Source organism: Algivirga pacifica, assembly GCF_039543525.1.
Taxonomy (GTDB): Bacteria; Bacteroidota; Bacteroidia; order Cytophagales; family Flammeovirgaceae; genus Algivirga; species Algivirga pacifica.
Window position 1 is genome coordinate 22,782 of record NZ_BAABJX010000021.1, and the last position, 21,985, is coordinate 44,766.

Genomic DNA, 21,985 nt, shown 5'->3' on the forward strand with positions numbered 1-21,985 from the left:
CTTCTACATAAAGGAGAAATCTCGCTCCGGTTTTATAAGCGTGAACATTGTATGCCATGTGAGTCGTAGCGTCTTCGCTCAAGTCTATAAAGCGGGAGCATTACATGCCGTGCGAAACGCTCCCATTATGTGTTGGTCTTTGCGAGGACGCAAAGACCAGTCTCTACGTATAATATTTCACAAAAATAAATGAGCAAAGCACAAAACAAAGCCTCAACTGAGCGAAGCTCAATTAAAAAAGCTCAACTCACCGAAGGTGAAACTCAACAAAGCGAAGCTTTACTCAACCAGCCGCGCAAGCGGCCTCAACTAAAACCGAATGTTATTATCTAACACCTCATAAAAAAGGGCATCAGATTGTGTCGGCCCCAAGTGATATCTCTTCTTGACCAGAATCAGCTCATCCCAGATACTGATCGCTTCTTCCTCCGTAGGAAACTGCGCCAAATCTTCCCTACTAAGCTTGTCGCTTACCTCATCCAATATTAGGCGAATGACATTGTAGAGCACTCCCTTTGCTGTACTTCTACCCAAGCGCATGGCCCGATAATCAATGACTCTACCTGCAATGATTTTACGGTTAAAACCTGTCTGCTCCAACATATTTTCCTCATGCAGCAGGATCACCATCTTGGCAAAAGGTACCAGATAGGCCGCATTGTCAATACGTTGCTCAGTTTGCATCCACTCTCCGTAGCAACTGAGGAAAAGGTCAAAATCTTGGGGATTGATGTTGCTCATACTTTTTGAAGCCTACCGTTTTTTGTTCATACTGTTTAATTGAGCTTCGCTCGTTCATGTTGTTTAGTTGTATTTTAAGTCTCATCACTTCGTGATGAAACTTGAGGTACAATGGAGTGAGTAGCCTCAACTAAACATTATGAACGAGGGAAGCTCAACTAAACAGTATGAACACATATGTAGAAAGTGCAATTTAATCAATAAAGACATAAAAAAACACCTCTATCGGAAAGAATAGAGGTGCTCACTCGCTCTGGTAATCGCTGTATAAATCCAACGCAAACGAGTATCATCATAAGGACCCTCAGGATACAAAAATACATGTTTCCACTCACTACCCTGCGCCTTATGACAAGTAATCGCATACGCGTAGCGAAGTTGCATAGCCGAAAGGTATTCATCGTCTTCCTTATCATTACTTTTTTGTAAGGTCTCGTTCACTTTGATACGCTCAGCATAAACTGCTCTTTCTTGCTGATAAGGCAATTGTCCATTTTCCGATAAAAGCGTACTCATATTGACCTTTTTAGTCAGATGAAATTCCTCTCCTTTACTATTATTAAAAGCCAATGTCACATCTGCGAAATGCACTCCGGCAATCCTTTCATCGGATCGAGCATGGACCTTAACAACCCTGCCTATTTCGCCGGAAGGCACATTGGCTCCATTTCGGAAAATAGTCTTCTGAACCATTACCTGATCTCCTGGCATCAATAAATCTACGGCTGGACCAAAAATTTGCTTTCGCAATGCCTGATTCAATAAAAAAACTGTTTTATTCTTCCATGCAATATAAATTACCTTATCTGCTCCTTCTTGCTGAAATAGTTGCTTATAATATTTCAAGGTATAATCGCAGGTATCGCAAGGTCTATAAATATATTCTTGCTGCGTCTTACCTTGTTCCATCGCCTGTCTCAAAACTGTAGCAGCACGTAGGATATAAGAATCCTGCCCTTGTCTCTTCACCTCAGTCATTTGAAAGGACATTGTTTTCATATTATAATCTTGCTGCATGGTAAGAGCACATAATGCTGCAGAAAAATCCTCATTCACTGGAGGAAGCTGATAATGATCTCCAACTAACAAGAGTTTATTTCCAGGGTGCCCCTTTTTGACAAAATCTACCAAAGTCTGTAATAAAGACTCGTCACTATGAAACTGTCCATCCTTCTGTGGTCGTGTACTTACCATAGAGGCCTCATCTACAATATACACGGTTGGAATTTCCGAATAGTCCGTCTTATTCAAACATTGTAAGTAAAGCACCTTTCCTTCCTTATCTTTTACCTCTTTAATCTTGAAAAGCAAGCTATGAAGGGTATGCGCCTCCCAATGGGTCTTCTGTCCCAATATTTTCGCTGCCTTTCCTGTGGGTGCAGCCAACTCGAAAGCCCGATTACTTTGTCTCAAAAAAACTGTTAAGGCCTCCATCAGGGATGTCTTACCCGTACCTGCTGACCCTCTCAACACAAAGCATTGTTCTTTACTTGAAGGATCTATAAATCCCTGCAACAACGTCAAAGCCTTGGCCTGTTCCTGAGTGGGAACAAAAGGAAGAAGAGATAAAATAGAAGTGGTAGACATGCTTGAATTCATTTTTGTAATTTGTAATCAGGATAAACGCTTAATTTTACAAAGGACACCTCCTACTATGCAATCAAAATACATAGTCATTAAAAAGAGTCACACTACCTCCCCATGCACTGTACTATTCGGAGTAACTCCCGTAGCTGTCGCTTTAGTTCCTCATCCTCTTTCGCTACCTGCTTATACTTAAGTGCATGCCGGTGAGCAATCAACTGTTCAACTACCTTCTGGGGGAGGTACAAACTACACAATGCCTTCAGCGCTTGATGAGGCTTGTAATTGGAAAAGTTATATCCTTCCCTGAGCAATAAGAGAGAAAGTTGGCGAAATAACTGATCATAAAGATTCAGGTAGGTAGACGGTTTTCGGCAAAGACGCGCCAAAGCCTGTTGTTCTTTGATTTGAGTGGCCCATCCAGCATGGGTCAATAATCCTTGGTTGAATAATTGTTGGATAGTAATAGTTATTGACATAGTTTCTCTTTTATATTTTTACACAGGGCGATGCCCTGTGCTGTGGCGATGTCCTGTGCTATCGTGATGCCCTGTGCTATGATGCCTTGTGTTATTTGATTTTACGAGCAGTTCCTCTATAATGTGAAGCTAACTTAGACTAACAACCTCCAGCTCAAATTCTCCCATCGGAATTTTAAGCATCGCTTTCTCTCCTATTCTCTTGTCCATTAAGGCTTTTCCTAATGGAGAATCATAGCTAATCTTCTTCTGGCGAACATTGGATTCTCCATGTCCAACAATCGTCCAAATCATTTTTTGTGCCTTCCCTCCATGGATAGGTGTTTGGGTATAGGTTACTGTAGAACCTATCTGTACCTGCTGCTTACGTTCATCGGTCACTTCCCAAACTACTGCTGCATTCATGTGCTGCTTTAACTTCACCATCTCTTCTACTGCACGGTGCTCCATTTGCTCCAGTTGATTGAAACCTGGGTTATCATGCCAACCGTCACCACTGATCACATAGGCCACGGCTTTTTCTTCTTGTATCTCTTTGATGCGAATCGCCATATTCTCTAGCTTTTCTTCCATCATTTTCTTTCCTTCTGGGGTGATATAAAATCTTTTTGCTGTCATGGTATTTTTCTATTTATATTTTTAAGTTGAATATTTTTTTGAAGTGCGGGGGTGCGATAAATCGCGCCCTTACGACCTTTAGGAGGCGATTTGATGATCGTTAAGTTTATTAGTGAGCCAATTGAAGCGATTTAGCAGTTGTGCCTCGGTAAAACGCTCCATATGTACTTCCTCTTGCTCAAATGGCTTTGCTGCATACAGCTTGCAAGTCGGTTTCTGTCCAGCTGCGGTCAACATCAGGGTTACACAACCTTCCTTTCCCATAGAAGTGATCTTATGTAAAGCTTCCCTGTGAAGGAAATATTGCATTCCAGCTACTAAAGTATGGTTAGCAATGCAACCTAATTGCACCTTTCCTCTTTCCTCCACAGAATAACTATCTTTCTTATCCAATGCTGGGTGGTAGGTATAGGCAAAACGTTGTTCTTCTCCTCCTTCCTGCTCCTGAAACAATTCCATTCCAAACTGCCCATATAAAATACTAGAGGCAAAGTGCCAGCGATGATCATGGATATTCTCCATAGCTGTTGAACGGTCTGCAGGATGAAAAACATGCAGCCTAAGCTTGAAATTCTCTCCTTGCAGTAAGACCAACTTGTCGAAGCCATTCTTATGATAGTAAGAGCGTTTCAGTACCTTATTCAAATAATCTTGAGAAACTGAAATCTTCGCTAAGAGCTCTTCAAAAAGCAGTGATTGCGTAAGCGTTGCGATAATAGTGTTCAAAGTCTCCTCTGCAGCATCATCTCCGGCAAAAGCAATAATATGATCAATCTTTTGCTTCAGGTTTGGTAATCCTTCTTCTAACGCTTTTGTCAATATTTTCTCGATAAGGGTAATTGTTTGAGAGGTCTCAAAAAGTGCGATGTCTTTGGTGTTATTGGTCATTTTCATAAGTAATAAGTGTTAGCTTAAGTGTTTTTAACTAATTGCACTTACTTATATGAAAAAGTGGTTCCAATATTTTTAAATATAATTAAATTACTGATAATCAATATTTTAAGTAAAAATATAAGAATTTTAAAAAATATCACTTATTGACATAATATCATTTATTGATATATTTAAATTCAATAAATGATACACCTATTATTATATTATGAAAACCATTATTTCTTGGCTTGCTTATACAGAAGACTTTTTAAAAGCAGATGACCTTAACCAACGATATACTCCAAAACTACAAGGGCCTAATGGTACTTTACACGAGCGATTTTATGATGAGATCGGAGCAGACGTACATTTAATCCTATATACTCGACCTACAGACAAAGCGCGTTGCTTGTCACTCTCTAATGCGTTAAAAGAGGAATGGCCTTCTCACCAGATCGCAGAACGCTGTATGGAACTAGATGATCCTACCAATCTTGATCTTATCCTAGTACGCATGCAAGCATTACTAATGAATCAAAAGGGCAATGAAATTTATCTACTTTTTCAGACGGGTACTCATGTGATACATCTAGCTTGGGGGCTTTCTCATTTTGCCTTGAAACAGCACACCCACCTCATACAGATCGTCCCTCAGCAATATACTTCCCACAAACGGTACAACGAGGTCGTAAAATTAGAAGTAGAACAAAGTAGTACCGCCTTAGCACTATTTATACGAGAACAAGGAGAAGAGCAACGTAAGCAGGAAGTCTCCGTCGAACGTTTGAGTACCTTTCAATGGAGTAAAGGTCTACTACCCGCTAAGCATATGGCGGAGCAAATTGCTCAAACGGATAAGACCACTACCTTAATCCGAGGTGGGAATGGTACTGGAAAGGAGTATATCGCCCGATATATTCATGAACAATCCAGAAGGGGAAAAGAAGGAAAACCCTATAGGGCCATTAACTGCTCCGCGTTTACGGATGAGTTATTATCTTCTGAGTTATTTGGGCATGAAAAAGGGGCTTTTACCGGAGCCGACAAAAAACGAAAAGGCATTCTGGAAGAAGCTGATGGAGGAACGGTATTTTTGGATGAGATCGGAGATATTTCCGCTTTTATGCAACAATCCTTATTGAGGGTTTTACAAGAGCAAGAAATCCGTCCTGTAGGAAGTAATCGCTCCAAAAAAATTAATGTACGTTTCATTACGGCCACTAATAAACCGCTGGAAAAAATGATAGAAGAGGATAAGTTCCGTATGGACTTATACTATCGTCTGGCAATTGGCGAAATTGATTTACCGGACTTAAAAGAGCGTGGAAAGGGAGAAATCAAGGCTTTTATTCAATTTTTCATTGAACAGCAAGCTGAAAAACTAAAGCGAACCCCTATACAACTCTCCGAGAGAGTAGAAAGCATTTTGCTATCGCATGCTTTCCCGGGGAATGTTCGGGAATTACAAAACCTGATCGAAGGCTTTTACCTTAAAACCACCGATACCGTATACATTGAGCATCTTCCTTTACGAATGAAAGCACAACAGCTTATAACTGATAATACTCCTGCGTCACTCCCTACTCCTCACCTGCTCCGATGGGAAGATGTAGAAAAAGAGCATATACGTTTTGTGATGCAACACTATCAAGGTAATAAGACAAAAGCTTTGAAAGCCTTGGGGTATGGGAGTATCAATACCTTGAAGAAGAAGTTGGAAAAGTATCAGTTGTAAATTGTTGAGACGGCTTGCACCGCTGGTTGAATGGCACTATGTGCCGTTGAATAGCCCTTCGGGCTGTTGAGCTTTTGCAATAATGCTATATCTCAACATTCGGCTTAATGTCGTCAACTTAACGGAATGGTAGACACTGGTCTTTGCGTCCTCGCAAAGACCAAAACATAATGGGAGCGTCTCGCACGGCATGTAATGCTCCTGTTTTATAAGCTTGAGCGTGGACGCTCAAATAATGTTTAAAGTCCTAGCGAGGACGCTAGGACTAGTATTTAGCTTAAGTTAGCGACATTGTACCTGGGGCAGTACCTACATTCCTACAGACACTACTCCGATCATAGCCCCAAACTTACCGTGAGAATCTGAACGTGTACATCCTTTAATCCATGCTCCACTGATTGCTCCGTCCAAGTAGAGGGCATTGGTGCACCCAAGATCTTGAAACTGTTTGGCCAGTTCATAGAAACGTACCCTTTCATCCGATATGATCAAAAAAATGGTATTATCATCCAGTACCCCTATGCCATTTCGAATATGAAAATTGGAGGAGTTCGGCCCGAGCTTTTTATTGATTTCGCCATCTATCAAAAGCATTGGCCCTGACTGGGTAGCATATTGGGGAGTGATTTCAGCCTTTTGATAAGCAGAGGTAGACAATACCCCTGCCTTTCCTTCCTTGTCGATATAAAAGACTCCATTAGGTTGTAGGTAGAAGTTTCCATACCCTTCTTTATCAGTATCTAGTGGAAAGTATTCTTTTCCATTTTCTACGTACAACCCTACAGGGGTATAGGAAGGGGTAAACATCCCTGCATTCATACCAAAGAGTAATGTATCTCCTGCTTTCCCTACCTGTTGGGCTACTGCCTGTAGAGAATTTAATGGCTTTCCGGTAGCATCCGAGTAAAATAGCTGTAGTTGCTGGGTGCTCAGATCTACCTTGTAGCAGGTAAACTGACGCCCCTCTTCACTACTCAAATGAAATACATTTTCGTTCTTTTGAATATTCGCAAAAGGCACATCCTTTTTCTCTGATACCCTTTGTTTTAATACCTCTTTCACCTGTAAAAGTTCTTCTTGTAATTGGATATTAACTTGGCATAAACTGTCTAATATTCCTTTCGTCTGTAATAGTTTTTGATGCAAGCTTTGGATTCCTGCATCACTTTTAGCCATTACCTCTTGCAGGAGCTGTAAACTATCGGTAAGATATTGTACCTCTTCTATTTGCTCTGAAAGTTTCTTATTGAGGGAGACGATCTGCTGACGATTCTCTTCCAATAAAGTCTCCTTTTGTTCTTGTTCAAGTCTTTTCTCTTCTTCTATTGCATGAATCATATTCCTATGATACTTTCCTGAGTACCAGTAAGCTTTTGGTGTGTTACAAGAAGACCATAAGAAATACATACTCATAAGGACAAATCCTATCTTTCTTTTCATTTGTGCATCAATTTTTGATTAGAAGAAATCACTAAAATTTTCTTCGTTTTATCCTCAATGGGAGTTTCCCAGTTCGGATATTGTGACAAAACACTCAAGGCAATATTTCCACCACGATCAAGAACACAAGCTGAATGACACCCTTTTTTCTTCAAAACTTCTACTAATTGCTCATAAGTATTATTTGGACTCTTTGATTCCAATAAGAGTACATTTCCTGAAGTACTCAAGCCTAACACCACTACAGCTTCTTTTATTGCTCCTGTAGGAGAAGAGGTCAACTGTCGACCATTAAGCAAAAGAATTTCCTGTAGTAAGATTGGTTTTTGGTAGGTGTCGTCCTTCAATGATAAAGCTTCTTGCTTTTTTATTTGATAAGCATGAGCACTTGTCTTTACCAAAACCCCACAAGCATATGTCTTCTTATTTTCCATTAAAGTCACCACAGCTTGAACACCCTGCCGATCTTGGTCATAAATACTATACAAAAAACCCTTGACATTATACTTGGCTTCTTGATGATGAAACTGAACAGGACCTGAGAGTGTGTAAACATCCAGTGTATCTTTTATGATTTTCTGAGGTGACTTCACCTTCAATAGCGTATCCGGCAAAGGTTTGCTCTCTGAGATCATGACAGAAAAATCAGCATGTCTTCTCCCTTGTTTACTTACGTCTTTTTGATACATCTCAGAGATAGCACCATCTAGATACAAGGCATTATCGCACTTCATGATTTTCTTAAAAAAAGAAGCAAATTCATAAAAAGTCACTGGGACTTTACTGATGACAAAAATAGCATCTTCTCCTTTTACTCCCACTCCTGAACGAATGTATCGGGAGGTCGATTCGGGATTGAAAACAGGATGAATCTCGCCATCAATTAATAACATAGGACCCGATTGCAAAGCATACTTCACCTGAGTAGTGTCTATATTCAGATACTGCTCAGAAGGGATTACAGCTCCTCTCCATTGCTGATCAATATAAAATACACCATTAGGCTTCAAGTAATAATTCCCTCTTCCTTCCTCCAGATTCAATGACACCAATTGCTTCCCATTCTCCACATATAAACCCTCCGGTACTAAGCCTGGCTTAAAAATTCCTCCATTGGTTACAAAGTGCATTTCTCTGCCCTCCTCCTGCAACAATTGTCTCACATTTTCAAAAGAGCGCAAAGGCGATTTAGCAGAAGTATTCCAATGCATCCGCAGGTTTCCATCAGGCAAATATACCTTCTGTACCATGTACTTTTTCCCCTTGAACAACACTTCCTGAGCTTGAGCAAAACAACTCAAAAAGAGCAATACCACGATCAATATACTTCTCATCTTATTCATAATAGTACACCAAAAGATTTGTTGCCTGATGCTTTAATGCCGTCCCTTTTACTCCATTAAAAGGAGCTCCTAGATTATTGTATACCTCTAAAATATCATTCCCTCCGGTATCCAGGTTCACAATTCCCACGACCTTTATTCCTCTCTTATCCATGGTCGCCTTAATATCCCTGGTCGCATCCAATAATTTAACAGGCTGAGTAATATGGAAAACCACATGGACTACTTTTCCATTCGCCGTACCGATCACCATCATACGACGAGTGGCTGTCGTTGTACTACTGTTGTAATTGATCCTCAAAGCATCTCCATAAGCCAATAGATGAGATTGGAATACCGTAGCATACTCTTGCTTAGCCCAATTGAGTAACGTATACATCTCCGTTCGGGGATTGATTCTTCGTCCCAAACTGCCAAGGTAAAGGTCTCCATTATCAATATCAGAAACCCTCACCCCTCCTGTAGCTTCCACGATGACTAGTCCATCCATATCGTTCTCAATCCGACGATTTACAATCTGCCCTTGCTCTACACAAACCCCTATAGGCGTATGATTTTCGGAAAATCCATTACTATACGCCCCACTGGAAATTAAGATAACCTTCTTATTTCCTTTCCATCTCAAATAGGACTGATATGCCTTTCCCTGAGCAAAATACTTAGTCTTGATACGGTTGCCACTCAAGCCACGATTCATCCAAATTGCCGTACCATAGTGATACCCATTTTTACTTAAGGAAAATAAGGCAACATGTTGGTTAAATAACCCGGAAGCAGCCGTACTCAAGGCATATTGTGCCTGAGACGGAAGGGAAAAGGATAAAAATACAATGAATAAAAGGAATCGTTTTCTGTTCATTTCTCTTGTTAATTTTTTATTTATAGATAAGCGTTGGTTATTTACTAAGAGCTTGTTTGGAATACGTCTTCAGATAGAAAATTCCTCTAATCACTGTTCAAATCGACTCAAATTTTACTACGTACGTCGACAAATAGAACCACTATTCTTCTCAAATTTGAATCAATTTGAACAGGTTATAGAAATTTTCTCTATCTAAATCAGTATTCCAAACAAGCTCTAAGCGAGTACTTCATCATCACATAACAGCTAACACCTATAATTATCGGTAATAATACAGCCATCAAGGGTCGACCGATAGGGTGAGTCACTCCCAGTAGGTCCTGCACAATACGAGATTCGTATCGGCTCCAGAGATAGTCCCACCTACCTTCTATGATGTAGCTTATCAACTTACTATGGTCGGGTTCTGCTATTTGTACGTGATAGCCTAGCCGATGAAGAGCGGATAGTAATGCAACCACCTCCTCTTGTTCTGCTTGCATATGCCCATCAGTAATCTCCTGCTCCAGCGTAGAGCATAATTGCTGTAACAGCTGATCTCCCCTAATGGCTACAGGAAGGCTATCTTGCAGGGCTTCTTCTCCTTGGTGGAAAAGCTGCCATAGACTACTCAGTTCCCTGGTATTCGCATGTCCTATAGATAGCATCACACCTATGAATAATCCTGTCAAGTAAAAACTTCTCATCATTATCCTGTTATTTAATGAGCTCTTACCCATATTTCCATGTATCCATCTACTGGCTTAGAGTAATATACTTGCATATTCTCCTCTTCGATCGCCTGGTCCTCAAAGTGCTGCACATGCGCATTCATCACTGAATCCAATAAGGATAGGAAACGATGCGCCATCGCTACCTTTTTTCCCTCTTGATAGAAATACCTTAAGCGTACTGTTCCTTCCCTAATTCTATCCACAGCCTTTTGAGGAGGTAACTTTGTTTCTATTTCTACCTGCACATGTTGCAACAAAGTCGCCCCTTGCAAGGACTGTTGCATTTGCTGTACTAGACTGACATCCTGCTGACTACAAGGAATGAGGCGCACTTTCGTCAACTGCTTCAAGCGTTGCACGTCCTCCTTAAGCACGATCAGTTGCTTATTAAAATCTACCGTTACTTGCCCATACTGCTCCAACACATTTTGCCCCAACAACAAAGGAGTATCCATTTCATTCATTACTACGGCTTCTATATTTCGGAAAAACTGTCCTCCGATCTCTATCATCGGAAGTTTCAAATGTAAAACTTCTTCCTGCTGACCATTAGCCATACTCACCATCAGCTTGCCTTGTAGATGAGACCACTTCAATGTCTGATTTTGCAAAAGCTCCAGATATAATGCTTTGTTGATACTCATCATAGTCGCTCCCGTGTCCAGTAAGAATTCTCGCTGTGTACCTCCAATGGATACTTGCAAGTATTTCATTCGGGTAGCCGCATCTTCTCGATAAGGAATCTGTAAGTCTGTTTGTGCCTGAAGTGATAAGGAAAATAGCATTAGGGTAAATAGCGTAAATGCTTTCATGGATATATTATTTTTTATGAATTGAATATTTGCTTTTAGTGCGCTTTTAGGGGCTAATCAGCTTTGGGGGTGCGATGAATCGCGCCCGTACTGCTTATGTAGGCAATATGGATGGGTAGCGTGCAATTAATATGCATAGCATTGATTTTTCTTGTATTACTTTCTAGTAAGTGAATAATAGTAAATTGGTTGTTCGGTGAGCAGGTAGTGTTCCGCTTATTGCAGGGATTTGTCGTCCGCCGGGTTCATGCACAAAAAGAACATTCTGCCCGCCAGTGTCCAGATTCAAAATTGCTTCCACTTTCAAGGCCTTACTCTTCAGCAGTTGGTAAATCTCTGCGGTCAAGGGTGCTAAGGCATAAGGTTTGGGGATATGGAAAATAATATGCTGTACATTTCCCTGCCTATCCGACACCAATGCTAAAAAACGACGTTCTGCATGCTTTCCACTCGCTAGATTAGGATTGATCAGCAACTGATCACTAAACGCCATTAACTGTGTCTGAAAAAAAGTCGCATTAGTCTGTCTTGCCCAGTTCATCAGTTGGGAATAAGCCATCAGGCTACGAAGGGGATTAGCCACCTTCATGAGTCCACCCTGGCCATCTGGAAGATGTAACTCCGACTCCTTTAAATTGATCACCCGTATTCCTCCATTAGGCAATACCACCACTAATCCATCCCGGTCGTGTAGCAATACCGCATTGATCACCCTTCCCTTTTCTACGGTCAGTCCTTCCGGTGACTTGTAATTGTTCGTGAATCCTCCGGTCGTAGCCAACAACAGCTTCCCTTTCTTTCTCCAGGCAGCCAAACTATTCAAACGTCCATCAATGACATAGTGTGCTTTTACGCTTGGACGTTCCATCCATACGGCATACCCTACCTCCTCTCCTCTGCTATCCACTTTCCATAAAGTTGTTCCATAGCCCTTTGTGCGTTTTAAGAAACTGCGATAATGAGTCAAGCCCATTGTCGTTGAAGTGCTACTATTGGCACCGACTAGTGGTTGCCCCAATACCCCTTGCAACTCCATAGGGATATAAGTTTCCAAATTCTCCAGATAGCTATCGGCTTTTCGGGAAAGTGCATTAATCTTGGTCTTCTCCAGACCTCTTTCGAGAACATATACCAAATTCCCTTGCTTAAGATTTTTGATAATCTTTTGAGCACTGCTCGTCTCTACTCTCACTGTTATTTTATTGCGCTTCAGGCGCTGCACCAATCGACCTCCTTCTCTAGCCGTAAGGTCGATCTTTTTCTGCTCATGGGCAGCTTCCAGGCAACGAGCCACTTTTCCCAATACAAAGTACCCCATCATCGTATAGGGAATACGGTTACGATCATTAATACCCTTCGCTTGAGCAACTAAAAACATTTCCCCTATATCAATCATCTGGGAGGCATTCTGTAGATTGACGGGGTAGTATTTCAAAAACTTATCTCCTAAACAATACAAGAAAATATCCCCATCCCCCAGCAGTCGCCAGAAGTACAAACGATCTTTTTGCAAAGATGTAAAATCAGTAAAAGGGACTTTTTCCAGGTAGCCTTTATAATCAAAATGCACCAATAGGTTATGATCCCTGCGACCTTGATACTTTTGCATAAATTGACGCATAAAAGGCGATTGAGCGGCAGTAATCATTGGACTCAGCCACAAAGCCAAGAGAAGTATCCTGAGGAATAAGGTTTTGTTCATGGTGTTTAATTGAGCTTCGCTCGTTCATGATGTTTAGTTGATGGATTATGGAATAATTGGACTTCATCTTCGATGAGTAACGCTACCATTCTTTATTTTTTGATTGAGCTTTGCTCAATGATGCTTTCACCTTCGATGATCTTTACTTCTTGAGGAGACACTCCAATAGTCGGCGGATAGGACGATAGATTTTTCGCCAAAATACTCCTCCCAACAAGAGCAATAGCGCTACGGCAAAAATGGGATTGATCTTATGGACTTGAGCAAATCCAACAAATACTACGACAGTCCAAAAAAAGATCCATAGCAATCGTATCAGTACTTTTTTAAAGGGAGGCATGGGCATTGGTCAATAGTCTTTCGTTAACGTTCGATTTAACAACACTGCTATTTACCTACAAAGTGTGCAATGATTTTGCATCATATTTTTAATTCTATTATTTTTCAATAGAAAATAATCAAGAACAACTTCAACTATGCCCGCGAACAAGAATGCACAATTGCGCCTGAAGGTTATCAATGAATGCCTTCAAAGTGTGCGCCTGGAAGCCCGTTCCATGTACGAGCCTACCGTCACCTATTCCATTGAAGACCTGATCAATGCCTGTGTAGAAAAGATCAAAGGTATTAAGAGTGTCTCTCTACGTACGATTAAGGGAGATATACAAATTATGCGCGATGAGTACAAAGCGCCTATCTTCTATGACAAAGCGCATAATAGCTACTATTATGACGACCCCAACTACTCCATTTATAAACAACAGCTCACTGCCGAGGACCACAACCAACTGCATCACCTACTGCATCAGCTTCGTAATGTAGAAGGCTTTCCTCAAGTGAAGGAACTGGATGAGCTTATACAAAAACTGGAAAAAGGGCCTTATGCTCCCAAAGGGAAGTCCTCCGGTCCGGTGATTGAGTTTGAGAACGTCAACTATAAAGGAGCCAGCCAATTGCCAGAGTTGCATGAAGCTACCCTCAACAAATGGGTACTAACTCTCTGGTATCAGCCTTTTAACAAAGAACTAGAAGTTATAAAAGTACATCCCTATCGTATCAAGGAGTATAATAAACGCTACTACTTAATAGGACATAACGAAGAGAAGAATAGCATTCATCAATATCCATTAGATCGTATTGAAGACTTTGAGATCCATAAGACCGAGCCTTTTATAAGCAATCGAACGTTTAAGCCGAGTATCTACCGCAATATTGTTGGGGTCACTATACCGGAGGAAGGACGCCTGCAAACCATAGAGTTATGGGTACACCATAAAAGCTTGCCTTATATGGAAACCCGCCCCCTACACCATAGCCAGACCGTCAAGAAAAGGCTTCCTGATGGCAGTGGTATTGTACAACTGAAAGTCATTCCCAACTTTGAGCTGGACACCCATATCCTGCGACTGGGGGAACTGGTAGAGGTGATCAAGCCTTATGGGTATCGGGAGCATATTAAGGAAAGGGTAAAGGGGATGGTGGAAAGGTATGGAGAGTAATTAACTTTGACTATTTACCCATCCTAAATACTTCCCTCAACTCCACCCAGGACTAAAGTCCCAGGCTCTTTTAAAATTGCCACATTGTGGCGATCTATTCTAACGCATATTGCTTATATGCTTAAAAATAAGATTGTATTGATCACCGTAAAGCGGTATTTCTAAAAGAGCCTGGGGGGTACCACCCATGTAATGCTAGGCGGGGATGGAGATAACTATTATGTCGGTTATTTATTCAACCTTAAGAATCGCGCCCCTATGGTTCGAATTGGATTTTGAGGCCGTTGCTGAAGACAAACATCAATGTCCCGTTATCGAACAACAAAGAATGTAGCTCATTCCCATCCTCATCAAGGTAAACAACTACTTGATAAGCATCCCCATTGGCATTGACGTCCTTAGACACCTTACTCACACTACGGAAACGTTCCTTCTCCCCATTCGCCTTATATAGAACCATATCGGCGTTATCGTTGATATTGAATACCATCGTATTACCTCCTTCCCTCCACTCGGACCATTGCCCAGTATCAGGATCAAAATAACAATAAGAAGAGTAATCTCGACGGAAAGTGTCCTGCGCAAACAGCACTGCTGACTGCATGACAAAAAATAACATTAGAAAAATGGTGATGGAAAATTGTCTTTTTCGATTCATAATTGGTGGATTGAAGTATATAATTAATAATGAATCGAAGATGGGAAGTGAGGGTGCAGTAGAGGTGCACCCTAGAGTAAAATTATAAAACAAAAAGGTCGTCTAATCTCAATTCTTTCACTTGTCGGTACAAACTATACAGTTGCTTATGCATTTCCATAAAATTTTGGCCGTCCTCATTGGTTCCACAATGATTGATATCATTTCGCAATTTTGATAATTGACGATAAATTGTCACCAATTGATTATTTCCTTTTTGCCAGGGAGAAAGAGAGGTGTTGATTACATACTGATCCTTCAGTCGAATCGCATGTGCCACAAACTCCCATTCTACACCTTTATCTTTCGCATTCTCCTTTAAATACTCCTCTTTGACACCCGCTAAGACTTGATTTACCAGCTCACGATACTTATACTCATTGACCAATTTTTGGTCAAACTGCTCAATCACTAAACTCTTGATCGTCTCTTGCAAAAAAGTATACCCTTGCTGTATCATGTTATGATCCAAGCACCACTTCACCGCTGCCAATCCATTTTTCAAGGAAGCCGACTTGAAAGGTTGTAACTCTTTTTTAATTAACTCTAAAAGCGGCACCAATTGAGGTAAGCCTTGTGATCCTTGTATCTCGATCAACTCCTGTAGCTCTTCAAAGGATATATTCTCAGACAGTTCTCTCCCACGACAAGTTGCAATTGCTTCTGAAAAATTCGTCAGCTGCCCTGCAAACCGCAATAACACTTCCTTATCCAAATGATCATACTTATTAGCCGTATCTCTCAGCAACAAAGCTAACTCCTTGGTGTCACCGGAGTGAATCATCTTTCTGGAAGCTCCGGTCCACTTCTGCAACTCCACGAAACTTGTCAGGTCAACAATTGGTGTCGTATTCAATTGGGTGTCCCTTGCCTCAAAAGCCCCATAGCACAAACGTTCTGTCTTAATGTCTTTGAGCAACTCTCCATAGTTCAGCAATACCAAACCCAACATAGGAATAGAACGAAAAGCATGTGTGATATCAAAAATCACCTCATCTCCTTTCTGTAGCTCCCTAAAAACTGTCTCAAAAATTGCCCAGATCCCCTCCTCATTGAGGCCATCAGGGATCATCACATTCTTATAGCTCATTCCCTTGAATCCCTCTTCCTGTATCAATGCTTTAAGCCTACATTGCAGTCCTTCATTCTCATTGCTTATAGGGTTATCATTCCAATGAGTCTCCCTAGCTTTCTCCGTGGTAAAGACAATAATTGTTCCTTGTTCATTCCAATCCTTACAAAACGCTCTGGCCGTAGCTTCTTGCACATAACGCAAAAACGGCCCTGCCTTTTGGACATCCTCATGATAATAACGAGACGTCTCGTAACGTCCGGCCCCTAAAAAACTGATTAATACTTTTCTTGGCATAATTGAATTGATGATATATGGTGTTTGGAATCTGTGGGGTATTGGGGGCGCGATAAATCGCACCCCTACGGCATCCATTTAATATTGACGGAATATTTTGTGCTTAAATGTTCTTTTGACTTCTACAGTACCGTCGGGCAATACCACTTCCACTGCTTTCCTTTCGGTCGTCGCATAGATCGGAATCCCTTTGTTTCGCAGTTTACAATACCCGACAATCATATTGACCATTCCAAAGTCGCCTTGCACCAATACGTAATCCTCCGGCGCTATTTCCTGCTCAATATATTGTAGAAAAGGAGTGGTATACGCATTAAGATCTTCCAACTCTGGAGGGACATTGCTCCACAGCTTCTGCAGTCTTTCTGGTAAGGGAATTTCTTTTGTAACCTGTAGTGCTTGTTGGGCATCTTGCTGCTGTTCCTGAGTGAGAGAATGGGAGAAGAAGAGATGTAATTTCATAGTGGTTGTGTCTTATGGTTTTCGTTTTGCTAAGGTAGAAATTAGGAGTGTAGTGTATTTACATTGATGTTATTTTCTGTTTTTATCTTTATACCAGCGAACTCCATCAATTTCTTAATCATATGACCTTTATTACCTATCTTTGTATTATCCAACGGCTCCTTCAAACCTAGTAACCTACTTCTTCTTTCTATATTTTTTTTATTCGAAAACTGTCCCAGTGAGACTAAGCAAGTAGACGCAAAAAGGCCAAAATAAGACTTCAAAGCTGCTAATTTGTAAAGAGCTGCTTCTGCTACCTTGTCGGGATTTTTAAAAGGCAATGTTGCTTTTCCTTCAATAACAAATAGTCGATTATTATTCATAAACATAATATCAAATTCATTATCATAATCGGCATCACTCTCTTTTCCTACCTTATGTAACTTCACATTATAAGCAAGATAATCATCACCAAGACTTAACTCTTCTTGCATGACATAATACATTAAATCTTCAAACCAACCGCCACCATAATAACTCCTATTCTCAGCACTTCCTTTGGTGTGTGCATCTTTTATATGTGAATAATTATGTTTGTCAAAACCTACTTTTTTAAACTCATGATATACCTGCCAAGCTTTTTGCGAGTTCCAAATAGGCTCTCCCTTTTCTACCATCTCAAGACCATAGATCGTTAAGTACTCCCACAATGTACACTGATACTTTATATTACGATCATCAAATGCTTTATTTACTGAAGTCCACAGATCCTGAGTCGCCGGTTTATACCAAAACTCACAGTTCTCATTGCTTGAAAAGAAAGCATAAGTAGCCAAGGACATCATCTTAGTCCCTCCTGTTAGATTAATTTGAAAATATATATTTTCGGTATAAGCCTCAAACTCTTGAGATAAAGCCTGAAGGATTAAAGACGTATCATCTCCATCAACTACTATCTTATGAACATTACTTTCTGCCAACCTTGCTCCTTTTATTAAATGAACAGATTTTTGCTTTTTCTCCATCGCTTCAGTAGTGATAAAGATATACGCATCTGCCTTCCATTCTTTGATAAATAGAAGGTTAGGAAGAGATTGGTCGGAGATGAGGAGAATATTAATTTTTTTCATAGCCTAATTCTAATTTAAACGTATGCCTAACTTATGGGCCAAAGACTCATTCAGGTCTCTTTGAGCAACTACATTAATTCTATTAAGGTCAGCCCTCTCCATATGCTTTTTAAGTGGCTGTAAAACCTTTCCTTCTCCATCCAGAATATCACTTACCGTTATAATGCTTGTTGAAGTATATAATCCAAACCCTTTCTGTAATGAGTCAGACTTATAAAGAACTTCCCCTATAAAAGATTTTTGTCGTCCATCCACTTCCGTAAAAATGGAAGTTTTACATTCTATAGCATATAAACGATTGTTATGTACAAACAAAATATCAAATTCGTTAGGTACATCAGCCTTCTTAATTTGGTAACCTAACCCCAAATAATCTTCTGATATTCCTACTTCCTTGAGTAAACGATAATATACATATTCTTCAAACCAATCTCCCGTTAGATAACGTACTTCGTACTTTGTCAATTTGCCTTCATTTGAAGGAGTAAAATTAACTTCTTCCAAAAAGTTTGCTAACCCTTGAATCTTGTTAATCGTTGTATTTTTCTTTGACCTACATCTCTGAAGCTCGGTCAGCACTGTTCTATACCTCTCCTGATGTTCAATATATTGATTGTAAAAATGTTGGGCATACTCAAAATCCAATAGAGGAGTACTCTTAGATTCCACGTCAAAACCATAGCTTTGTAAATATTGATCCACAGAAAGCGATACATTTAAATCAAAAGTCTTTACTCCTTTTCCAGGGTGTATTTGGAGGTAAGTACCATTCCCTGGCAGATAAAAAATGGAGGACTGTAAATCTCTAAAGAAATGATCCACTCTTAAAGACATCACTTTCGTACCTCCCGTAATATTCACCAGGTATTCGTGGTTTTCATCGATCTGTTCACTAAGTTTCTGCTCTATATCTTCGAAAGAAACTGGATTAACAACAATGGTCGGCAACAATTGATTTTCAGAAATATCAGCAGCTTTCATAATCCACTCCCTATTACCATCTCTTTCCATACTTGCGGTTGATATAAATAGATATTTATCCACCTTACCTTTCATTTGAAGAATAAATTCCACATTAGGAATTGTTTGGGCCGACACTAAACTAACTAGTATTCTCATTTTCAATTTATTTCAATAAGAATACGTCTATAATATCAGTTCACCATAGACGCATTCTTTTATTAATTTTGAGTTATCCTGTTTTTCCTTGCTTATTACGCCATTCAAGAAAGCAGCTCATCTGCCCTTGTATCTCCAAGCCATAGAATAACTTCTTTCTTATTTATGGTTTTAAGGAAACGAGCATTCCCGAGTCCCTCTCGCAACGCTGCCTCTACGATATCCGCTTCCTCTGAACTTAAGCATGGAGGGGTTAATTCCTTCTTGTAGTTTCTGCCATGCAATTGTCTCAGATATAAATCTACTTTATTGCCCACATGTTTCTTAAAGTCCTTATAAGGGGGCTCCACTTCTAGCTTTGCATTTGATTTCCTTTCTGCCGCTCTCTGTTTATTTTCCTCTTTTTCCTTTTCCGACGCTTTGGTTTTTAGCTCAGCTGAAAGTTCCCTATATACCTCCAGATAAGCTTCCGAAAACTCATCTTCCAACTCTTTTCGATAATCACTGATTGCTAACATTTCCTTGCGCACATTTTCAATGACAGCATCACCCTTATTTGTACTTTCTGAAGTTATGGAAGTAAGTGCTAAATCTTTCTGTTGCGTAATTTCAGAATAAGAAGGTAAAACCAGACGGTCTTTTTTATACTTCACAAAGTTATGTCCATTATTATCCTTCAATTTAGGATAAGCTAAAGAGTCTTGACGCTCTGCCACTACAGACATCGCCAACAATTCTCTTACGGATGGGTTACTATGCCAGTTAGAAACTTTTTCTACCATCATTTCCTCAAAGGCAGCCAGATACTCTTCTTTTGTTGCTTTGAGTCCTGCCAAGCCTTCAATCTCATAACTACATCTGCCATACCCCAGAGGTTTAGCCATCCCCAAGCCATGGAAATACTTATCCTCATTTCCATGCATCGTCAAGGCACTTAATAAGGCTCCTATTTCAACTTTTCTCAGGCCATGCAGATTAATGTCACAAACAAACTCTACTCCACTTTTTAGAGGGACGAATTTGGTATCCATCTTTTCGGTAGCCCTGCCTCCTTCATTCAATACCTCTGCCCTGTTTACTAAATAATCCTTTCTAAATGGATAACGCTTATAGCCTCTTATAGTAGCATTATGATCATGGTAGGTTGTATATTTAGTAGTTTTCTCTCCTTTACCTTGCTCTATGTAAAAAGGATAATAAGATGCTCTTGGAGAAGATAAAACTACTTTCTGTTCAACATTTGCATGGGCCGTTTCCTCTGTAGCAAATGCATGACCAAACTGCACCCTTCCCTTTAGTGCATCAATAGTTTTATCTTTACGCTCATGGGTATACCCAAACATACACTGTGCTAAATCTAATCTTTCACTTTTATGCTGTTCTGGTAACAGTTCAGCCACGCGATAATCATAAGGCAATTTATACATATAGGATATTCCTAAGTGTAGAATCTTCCCTTTATTATCTACTGCATAGAAAACAGGAATATTTTCGCCTCTGCTAAGTGCTTGCCTCCAATGTTTATAATCTACTGTCCACTTCGCTTTATCATGTTCATAATACGTAAAATGAAAGTCATCGATCACATTCATTGGGACCTCTATGGGGTATGCATTTGTTTCCCAAAAAATAAACTCATAAACCTTACCACTTGCCTTTAATCTGGGGTTCTTTGCTTTTTCCTGTGCGGACGGTTCTTTTCTTTTACTTGGTTGCCCTGTAAAAACTAGCTTTCCTTTTTTAAGCTTCTCACCTGCACCCTCTACTCCAAACTCATAGATCTCTCTCATCACATCCTCACGGTCAAAGCGAAATACGTAAGGCTGATTCAATTCATCGCCTTTGAACATTTTGTACTTAAAAGCAGCAGCCTTATGTTCATCTTTGTTCCCCTGATAACCAGATACTTTTCCTTTGAACAAAGGTGCCATATTAGTTCCAAACTTAGCATCTAATTCACCATGTGATATTCTACCTGGCTCACCAGCATCTTTCAACATGTACTTACCATGCTCCAACTTTAGCCAACCTCCACGAATCTTATAGTCTGACATCTTTTGACGGTACACCTCTACATTTTGTAAGTCTCTCACCGAGTATCTTACATCTTGTAAAGGATTTATCTTAGAAAAACTAAGAATTTGCAAAGTAGTCGCTACCTCTCCTTTGATAGAAGACCCCGGAATAAAATATTTATCCTTATGCTGATGGAAAAGATCTTTTTGCTCGGCCTCTCCCTTTAAAGCAGCATTCCTTACGAAAATATCCGAAAGTGCCTTTATTTTCAGACGAATAGTACCACTTTCTGCATCAGAAAATGGGAGGTCATGGCTAATCATATCTGCCCACTCAGGAAAGAATACTTCTTTGCTCAGAGGCACAAAGTTATAGGTTGATTTTACTGGCATTACTGTTTTGTTTTAGTGAAACCTGAGAATACATGAGCTATTGGTGCAAGTGCTTCAAACTTACTTCCTTCTTCTAGTGGTTGAGTCTTCCACAGTTCAGAGATATGCATTTTGAACTTCTGTCCATTCACTAGGTAATACCGATCTTCCACTATAATCTCTTCTTCCGGATAGTGATCAAAATCAAATTGAGTAATCACATATTTTCCATTAAGATTTTTAATATGAATACTTCTTTTACTACTACGTTCATATAACATTCCTTCTATAATAAAAGGAATAGAGCGTTCCTCAGGGAAGGCCGGCATTTTTGGCTCATTGGACTCTATAACTTCTGCCTGACGACTATTACTATACCAAAGATACCCTTCATAATTCCCATGAGGGATATCAGTTAATTTATCTAATTTTTTCATT

Annotated in this window: 21 protein-coding genes; 2 read left to right on the top strand and 19 right to left on the bottom strand. The window is 40.0% G+C overall.

Annotation, left to right across the window (positions count from 1 at the left end):
* Positions 1-309 precede the first annotated feature (309 nt).
* The 5 genes from ABD985_RS06615 to ABD985_RS06635 form a co-directional block, all read right to left on the bottom strand.
* Positions 310-741: a hypothetical protein gene (locus ABD985_RS06615; RefSeq protein WP_345370266.1), complete on the bottom strand. Its 432-nt coding sequence runs from the start codon at positions 739-741 to the stop codon at positions 310-312.
* A gap of 222 nt (positions 742-963) precedes the next feature.
* Entirely contained in the window at positions 964-2,328 is a 1,365-nt protein-coding gene (locus ABD985_RS06620; protein WP_345370267.1) for an ATP-dependent DNA helicase, read from the bottom strand.
* 104 nt (positions 2,329-2,432) lie between these two features.
* Entirely contained in the window at positions 2,433-2,804 is a 372-nt protein-coding gene (locus ABD985_RS06625) for a hypothetical protein (RefSeq protein ID WP_345370268.1), read from the bottom strand.
* 129 nt (positions 2,805-2,933) lie between these two features.
* Positions 2,934-3,422: a GreA/GreB family elongation factor gene (locus tag ABD985_RS06630; protein WP_345370269.1), complete on the bottom strand. Its 489-nt coding sequence runs from the start codon at positions 3,420-3,422 to the stop codon at positions 2,934-2,936.
* A gap of 78 nt (positions 3,423-3,500) precedes the next feature.
* A complete protein-coding gene (locus ABD985_RS06635; RefSeq protein WP_345370271.1) occupies positions 3,501-4,316 on the bottom strand; it encodes a hypothetical protein in 816 nt (271 codons plus the stop codon).
* Between the two features lie 205 nt (positions 4,317-4,521).
* Here ABD985_RS06635 and ABD985_RS06640 point away from each other — a divergent pair, with 205 nt between their 5' ends.
* On the top strand, positions 4,522-6,030 hold the full coding sequence (locus ABD985_RS06640) for a sigma 54-interacting transcriptional regulator (protein WP_345370273.1): 1,509 nt from the start codon (positions 4,522-4,524) through the stop codon (positions 6,028-6,030).
* 309 nt (positions 6,031-6,339) lie between these two features.
* On the opposite strand, the gene ABD985_RS06645 is transcribed toward ABD985_RS06640, so the two are convergent.
* The 7 genes from ABD985_RS06645 to ABD985_RS06675 form a co-directional block, all read right to left on the bottom strand.
* The gene (locus tag ABD985_RS06645; RefSeq protein WP_345370275.1) at positions 6,340-7,470 is read right to left on the bottom strand and encodes a phosphodiester glycosidase family protein; all 1,131 of its coding nucleotides are present in this window, start codon (positions 7,468-7,470) and stop codon (positions 6,340-6,342) included.
* A complete protein-coding gene (locus ABD985_RS06650; RefSeq protein ID WP_345370277.1) occupies positions 7,467-8,804 on the bottom strand; it encodes a phosphodiester glycosidase family protein in 1,338 nt (445 codons plus the stop codon). Before ABD985_RS06650 ends, ABD985_RS06645 begins: the two co-directional genes overlap by 4 nt.
* Position 8,805: 1 nt before the next feature.
* Positions 8,806-9,672, bottom strand: a complete 867-nt coding sequence (locus ABD985_RS06655) for a hypothetical protein (protein WP_345370279.1) — start codon at positions 9,670-9,672, stop codon at positions 8,806-8,808.
* A 200-nt stretch (positions 9,673-9,872) separates the two neighbouring features.
* Positions 9,873-10,364: a hypothetical protein gene (locus tag ABD985_RS06660; RefSeq protein WP_345370281.1), complete on the bottom strand. Its 492-nt coding sequence runs from the start codon at positions 10,362-10,364 to the stop codon at positions 9,873-9,875.
* Positions 10,365-10,375: 11 nt separating this feature from the next.
* On the bottom strand, positions 10,376-11,200 hold the full coding sequence (locus ABD985_RS06665; RefSeq protein ID WP_345370282.1) for a retropepsin-like aspartic protease: 825 nt from the start codon (positions 11,198-11,200) through the stop codon (positions 10,376-10,378).
* A gap of 163 nt (positions 11,201-11,363) precedes the next feature.
* On the bottom strand, positions 11,364-12,902 hold the full coding sequence (locus ABD985_RS06670; RefSeq protein ID WP_345370284.1) for a hypothetical protein: 1,539 nt from the start codon (positions 12,900-12,902) through the stop codon (positions 11,364-11,366).
* 142 nt (positions 12,903-13,044) lie between these two features.
* On the bottom strand, positions 13,045-13,242 hold the full coding sequence (locus tag ABD985_RS06675; protein WP_345370285.1) for a hypothetical protein: 198 nt from the start codon (positions 13,240-13,242) through the stop codon (positions 13,045-13,047).
* 136 nt (positions 13,243-13,378) lie between these two features.
* On the opposite strand from ABD985_RS06675, the gene ABD985_RS06680 reads away from it, so the two are divergent.
* Positions 13,379-14,401, top strand: a complete 1,023-nt coding sequence (locus ABD985_RS06680) for a helix-turn-helix transcriptional regulator (protein WP_345370287.1) — start codon at positions 13,379-13,381, stop codon at positions 14,399-14,401.
* A gap of 256 nt (positions 14,402-14,657) precedes the next feature.
* On the opposite strand, the gene ABD985_RS06685 is transcribed toward ABD985_RS06680, so the two are convergent.
* The 7 genes from ABD985_RS06685 to ABD985_RS06715 all read right to left on the bottom strand — a co-directional run bounded on the left by ABD985_RS06685 (position 14,658) and on the right by ABD985_RS06715 (position 21,984).
* Positions 14,658-15,059 (bottom strand): hypothetical protein, encoded by a 402-nt coding sequence (locus tag ABD985_RS06685; RefSeq protein WP_345370289.1) that lies wholly within the window; start codon positions 15,057-15,059, stop codon positions 14,658-14,660.
* Positions 15,060-15,141: 82 nt separating this feature from the next.
* Positions 15,142-16,467: a TIGR02221 family CRISPR-associated protein gene (csx2, locus tag ABD985_RS06690; protein ID WP_345370292.1), complete on the bottom strand. Its 1,326-nt coding sequence runs from the start codon at positions 16,465-16,467 to the stop codon at positions 15,142-15,144.
* 78 nt (positions 16,468-16,545) lie between these two features.
* Positions 16,546-16,929, bottom strand: coding sequence for a CRISPR-associated protein Csx20 (csx20, locus tag ABD985_RS06695; RefSeq protein WP_345370294.1), 384 nt, complete (start codon positions 16,927-16,929; stop codon positions 16,546-16,548).
* A gap of 41 nt (positions 16,930-16,970) precedes the next feature.
* Complete coding sequence (locus tag ABD985_RS06700) at positions 16,971-18,041, bottom strand: Card1-like endonuclease domain-containing protein (RefSeq protein ID WP_345370295.1); 1,071 nt, start codon at positions 18,039-18,041, stop codon at positions 16,971-16,973.
* A gap of 9 nt (positions 18,042-18,050) precedes the next feature.
* On the bottom strand, positions 18,051-19,160 hold the full coding sequence (locus tag ABD985_RS06705) for a Card1-like endonuclease domain-containing protein (protein ID WP_345370296.1): 1,110 nt from the start codon (positions 19,158-19,160) through the stop codon (positions 18,051-18,053).
* Between the two features lie 104 nt (positions 19,161-19,264).
* Complete coding sequence (locus ABD985_RS06710; RefSeq protein ID WP_345370298.1) at positions 19,265-21,568, bottom strand: TIGR03986 family type III CRISPR-associated RAMP protein; 2,304 nt, start codon at positions 21,566-21,568, stop codon at positions 19,265-19,267.
* Entirely contained in the window at positions 21,568-21,984 is a 417-nt protein-coding gene (locus tag ABD985_RS06715; RefSeq protein ID WP_345370300.1) for a TIGR04423 family type III CRISPR-associated protein, read from the bottom strand. The genes ABD985_RS06710 and ABD985_RS06715 overlap by 1 nt, the downstream gene beginning before the upstream one ends.
* Between the last annotated feature and the right edge of the window lies 1 nt (position 21,985).